Origin of the sequence: Kitasatospora sp. NPDC085464 (assembly GCF_044541955.1) — a bacterium.
Classification (GTDB): Bacteria; Actinomycetota; Actinomycetes; order Streptomycetales; family Streptomycetaceae; genus Kitasatospora.
On sequence record NZ_JBITTM010000108.1, the window covers coordinates 1 to 4,850 of the forward strand.

Below are 4,850 nucleotides of genomic sequence, written 5' to 3' on the forward strand. Positions count from 1 at the left end.
GCTCCCCCCCGCGGTACCGCCGCGGCCCGGGCCGCCCGAAGTGCGGGCGCGGCGCGCGCGGGGCCCGCCCCGCCCCCCGGGCGGGCGCGGGGGGGGCGTGGGAAGTCGGCCGGGCCGACTTCCCACGCACCGGCCCCGCGTCGGCCGTCGGCCTACCCCAGCGCGGCCAACAGTCTGCGCTCCTTGGCGGGTTCGATGCCCTGCCGCGCGGCCGCGCCCGGCCGGCCCTTGCGCCCGTCGGCATCGGTGTCCTCGGCGGGCCCGCGTTCCCGCAGCCACTCCCAGGTGTCCCGGGCCGTCTCGGCGAACGGCCGGCAGCGCAGCCCGGCGGCCTCCGCCCGGTTCGTGTCGGCGAGCCAGGTGCCGGTCAGCTCGGGCAGGTCCGGGGCCCAGAGCGGGAGTTCGCTCCACGGCTCGACCCGGTCCGGCCCATCGGCGAGCAGCTTCGCGTCCGGGACCCAGACCAGCTCGGTGTCCACGGCACCCGCGACCGCCCGGCAGGTCTCCAGCCACTCGCCGAAGCTCAGCCGTCCGGGCGGCGCCGTGGTGAGGAACCGCCCCGCCGTCCGGGCCGTCAGCAGGTCCAGCCCGAAGACGGCGAAGTCCCGGACGTCGATCACCTGCATGGTCCGCTGCGGGTCCCCCGGGGCGAGCACCCGGCCGCCGCGCGCCATCCGCTCCAGCCACCAGGGCAGCCGGCCGCCGATCTCGTACGGTCCGATGAGCAGCCCGCTGTTGAGGACCAGCGAGCGCTCGGCGCCGAAGACCTCCAGCACCGCGCGCTCGCAGCCGGCCTTCAGGGCCGGGCTGAACGGCTGGTCGGGCGGGGTGTCGGCGGGGCAGGGGTGCAGCGGGGAGTCCTCGTCGATCACCCGGTCGGGCCAGTCGGCGAAGGCGTGCACGGAGGAGACGACGGTGTAGTGCCCGGCCCGGTCGCGCAGCAGGCCCGCGGTGAGCGCGGCCTGGGAGGGCTGCTGGGCGGAGGTGTCGACGACGGCGTCCCAGTGGCGGCCGTCGACCAGCCGGGCGATGTCCTCGGCGCTGTCGCGGTCGCCCCGGACGGCCTCGATTCCGGGCAGGTCGGTGGCACTGCGGCCGCGGTTGAACGTGGTCACCAGGTGGCCCCGGGACAGGGCCTCGGCAGCGTAGGCCCGGCCGAGGAAGGACGAGCCGCCGAGCAGGAGGATCTTCATACCGGTCACCCTCTCCCAGTCGTTCCACCCGTACGCCCGGATTAGCGCTGGGCAGATCCTGCGGTGCGGGCCCGGTGCGGGCCCGGTGCGGGGCGCACCCCGGCGGTGCCGATGGGCGCCCGATCCGACGTGCCGCCCCCTCCCGGCCCACTTAGCATCCGATCTGTAGCGGTCTGTGGAGATTCGGACTGATTCGACAGTGGACTGATTCGGCACTGGGAGAGCGACAGCATGGTCAACCCGGCACTCGTGGACCCGGCCACCGTCCGCGCGACCGCCGCCGAAGCCTGGATCCGCGCCCAACCGATCCTGCGCACCTACCGTGCCCTGTACGCCCAGGTCCTGGACGACGCGGACCCCTCGTACGTCGGCGGCTTCGGGGTCTTCCGCCACCGTCCGCAGCCGCCCACCCCCGCCGACACGCCGGCCGAGGCCCCCGGCGTCACCCTTGCCGCCGCCGGTACCACGGGCACCGCCGTTGCTGTCGCCACCTCCACCGACGCCGCCACCTCCACCGACGCCGCCACCGCCACCGCCACCGCCACCGCCACCGCCACCGTCATCGGCGGCGAGGCCGGGGACACGCCGTACTCCCGGGCCTGGCTCGACCTGCGCACCGAACCCTGGGTGCTCACCGTCCCCGCCGAGGACCGCTACCGCGTCCTCCCGGTGCAGGAACTGGACACCGTGTACGCCGGTTTCATCGGTTCCCGGACCACCGGCCCGGAGGCCGGCGACCACCTGGTGGCCGGCCCCGACTGGCGGGGCGAGCCCCCACCCGGCATCCGCAGCGTGATCCGCACCGCCACCCGACTGGTCGGCATCCTCGGCCGCACCCGGCTGACCGGGAACACCCCCGCCGAGGTCGCCGAACTCGCCGCCGTCCAGGAGCGGTACCGCCTGCGCCCGCTGCACGAGTACGCCGGAACGCCCGCGCCGCCGCCCGCACCGGATCCGGTCTGGCCGGTCTGGCGGGAGGAGGTCCCGGACGGCCTTGAGTTCCTCGCCTTCCTCGACTTCCTGCTCGGCTTCTTCCCGGCGGCCGGCCCCGTCCCGCTGCCGCCCGCCGAGACCGACCTGCGCGGCCGCCTCGTGGACCTCGGAGTCGACGGCCGCGGCGAGTTCGAGCCCGCCACCCTCCCGCTGGAACTGCGCACCGAGATCGAACGCGGCATCGCCGACGGCCGGGCGCAGCTGACGCACGCCATCGCCGGACTCCGCGACCGCACCGGGCTGTTCGGCACCCGGGACCGGATCGGCGCGGACTTCCTCCGGCAGGCCGTCGGCGCCGCGACCGAACTCCACGGGCTCCCCACCGAGGAGGTCTGGTACGGCCGTTGGGAAGCGGACAGTGCGGGCCGCCACCCACCGGACGCCGCCGACCACGACCACGTCATCCGCTTCGCGCCGGACGCGCTGCCGCCGGCCCGCTCCGGCTGGTCCGCCACCCTGTACGCGCTGCCGGACCACCGGCTGGTCGACAACACCCTGGACCGCTACTCGATCGGCGACCGCACCCCCGGCCTGGTCCGCGACCCGGACGGCGGACTGACCCTCTACGTCCAGCACAAGCGACCTGCCGCCGCCGACCACTCCGCCAACTGGCTGCCCGCCCCGGACGGCCCGTTCACCGTCGTGCTCCGGCTCTACGGGCCGGACCCGGCCGTCCTCGACGGCCGCTGGCGGCTCCCGCCGCTCGACCCGCGCTGACCCCGACCCCGCTGACCCCGACCCCTGCCGACCTTGACCCCTGCCGACCCCGACCCGTGCCGACCGACCGTACGAAGGACCCCCGATGAATCAGCCCGAGCTGGAGGCCCTGGCCGCCGACGCGTACGTCTACGGCTACCCGCTGGTCGCCGGCCTCACCATGGTCGAGCGCTTCACCAGGGGCGGCCTGGGCACCCTGCCGGCGGCGCCGTTCAACGACTTCAGCCACGCCACCCGGTTGGCCGGCCCGGCCGACGACTTCGTCTCGGTCAACAACGACACGATCTACTCGATCGCCCAGCTCGACCTCTCCGAGGGCCCGCAGGTCCTGCACGTCCCGGACACCGCGGGCTCCTACTACGTGCTGCAGGTCATCGACGCCTGGACGGACAACGTCGCCTACCTCGGCCGCCGGGCCACCGGTACCGGCGCGCAGACCTGGCTGATCGTCCCGCCCGGCTGGCACGGCACCCCGTCCGACCCGAACCGCGTGATCGAGCTGCCGACCACCGTCGGCACCGTGGTCGGCCGCTTCGCCTGCACCGGCCCGGAGGACCTGCCCCGGGTCAGGGCCCTGCAGTCGGCCCTCGTCCTGGAACCGCTGGAGCCCGGTGGCCTCGTCGCCGGACTGCCCGAGCCCGACCCGGACGTCCCCGAGCGGCTGGCCTTCTTCGAACGCCTGCGGGTGTGGATGCAGGCCTTCCCGCCGGCCACCGGGGACATCGAGTACCAGCGGCGCTTCGCCCCGCTCGGCCTGCTGGACGACGGCGCCTCGCCGTACCGGGCCGCCGTCCCCGAGTGGACGCTCTCCCTGGCCAAGGGCCTGGCCGCCGGCCGCGAACGGGTCGAGGACGCCACCCGCCCGCCGGAGGACCACCCGCCCGGGGAGTGGCGCTCGGCGCTCCACCTCTTCGACTACAACACCGACCACCTCGGGCCCGGCACCCTGGACGACCCCGAGTGGCGGATCCCCGACCGCCGCGCCGCCTACCTCAGCCGCGCCGCCGCCGCCCGGGCCGGTCTCTGGGGCAACCACGCCTACGAGGCCTCGTACGCGATGACCTACGACGACTCCGACGGCCGCCCCCTCAGCGGCGCCAACAACTACACGCTGCGCTTCGACCGGCTGCCCCCGGCCGAGGCGTTCTGGTCCGTCACGATGTACTCCGTCCCGGACTACTACCTGGTGGAGAACCCGATCGACCGCTACTCGATCGGCGACCGCACCCCGGGCCTGGTCTACGGCGCCGACGGCTCGCTCACCCTGGCCCTCCAGCACGACCAACCCGAGGACCCGACCGCCGCCGCCAACTGGCTCCCCGTCCCGCCCGGCGAGTTCCGCCCCATCATCCGCCTCTACCAGCCCGAACCCCCGGTCCTGGACGGCACCTACCAGGTCCCCCCGATCCACCGCACCTGACGGGCGTTCCCCGGCGCCGGCCCCCCGGCGCCGGCCCCCCGATGCCGGCCCCCGATGCCGGCCCCCGATGCCGGCCCCCCGATGCCGGCCCCCCGGCGATCGCCCGCCGACGCAGGCCCAAGCCGCCTGCTCGCGCGCCGCGCAGGGAAGGATTATGAAGACCGGTCTACATGCTGCGCGGGGCGCCCACCCATCAGGCCCGCGCGATGCGTGAGAAGTCGGACCGGCCGACTTCCTGTGCACCGTGGTGATCGCGGCTATCGGATTATGACGACCGGTCTACATATCTGGCCCGGGGGGCGAGTGACCCGAGTGAGAAGTCGGCCTGGTCGACTTCGTGTGCGTTCCCGTGTTCGCGCGGCGAAATTATGACGCTCGGTCTACATATCTCGCGGACGCCAGGCGCCAGACGTCAGGCGCCAGGGCTGGGCTCACGAGAAGTCGGCCTGGTCGACTTCCTGTGCGACCCCCCGTGTTCGTGAGGGCAATATTATGATGCTCGGTCTACATATTCTCCCGCCGGATCC

At 74.5% G+C, this 4,850-nt stretch carries 3 protein-coding genes; 2 read left to right on the forward strand and 1 reads right to left on the reverse strand.

The genetic code is table 11. The features are described from left to right. Positions 1-152: 152 nt before the first annotated feature. Positions 153-1,193 (reverse strand): NAD-dependent epimerase/dehydratase family protein, encoded by a 1,041-nt coding sequence (locus tag ACIGG8_RS42680; protein ID WP_396553968.1) that lies wholly within the window; start codon positions 1,191-1,193, stop codon positions 153-155. A gap of 231 nt (positions 1,194-1,424) precedes the next feature. On the opposite strand from ACIGG8_RS42680, the gene ACIGG8_RS42685 reads away from it, so the two are divergent. Both ACIGG8_RS42685 and ACIGG8_RS42690 read left to right on the forward strand, forming a co-directional pair. Continuing rightward, a complete protein-coding gene (locus ACIGG8_RS42685; protein WP_396553969.1) occupies positions 1,425-2,903 on the forward strand; it encodes a DUF1254 domain-containing protein in 1,479 nt (492 codons plus the stop codon). Positions 2,904-2,988: 85 nt separating this feature from the next. Beyond that, positions 2,989-4,323, forward strand: a complete 1,335-nt coding sequence (locus tag ACIGG8_RS42690) for a DUF1254 domain-containing protein (protein ID WP_396553970.1) — start codon at positions 2,989-2,991, stop codon at positions 4,321-4,323. The last annotated feature ends 527 nt before the right edge of the window (positions 4,324-4,850 follow it).

Coding starts and splice junctions, on each gene's coding strand:
- ACIGG8_RS42690 (WP_396553970.1), top strand. CDS start 2,989: ATGAATCAGCCCGAGCTGGAGGCCCTGGCCGCCGACGCGTACGTCTAC.
- ACIGG8_RS42680 (WP_396553968.1), bottom strand. CDS start 1,193: ATGAAGATCCTCCTGCTCGGCGGCTCGTCCTTCCTCGGCCGGGCCTAC.
- ACIGG8_RS42685 (WP_396553969.1), top strand. CDS start 1,425: ATGGTCAACCCGGCACTCGTGGACCCGGCCACCGTCCGCGCGACCGCC.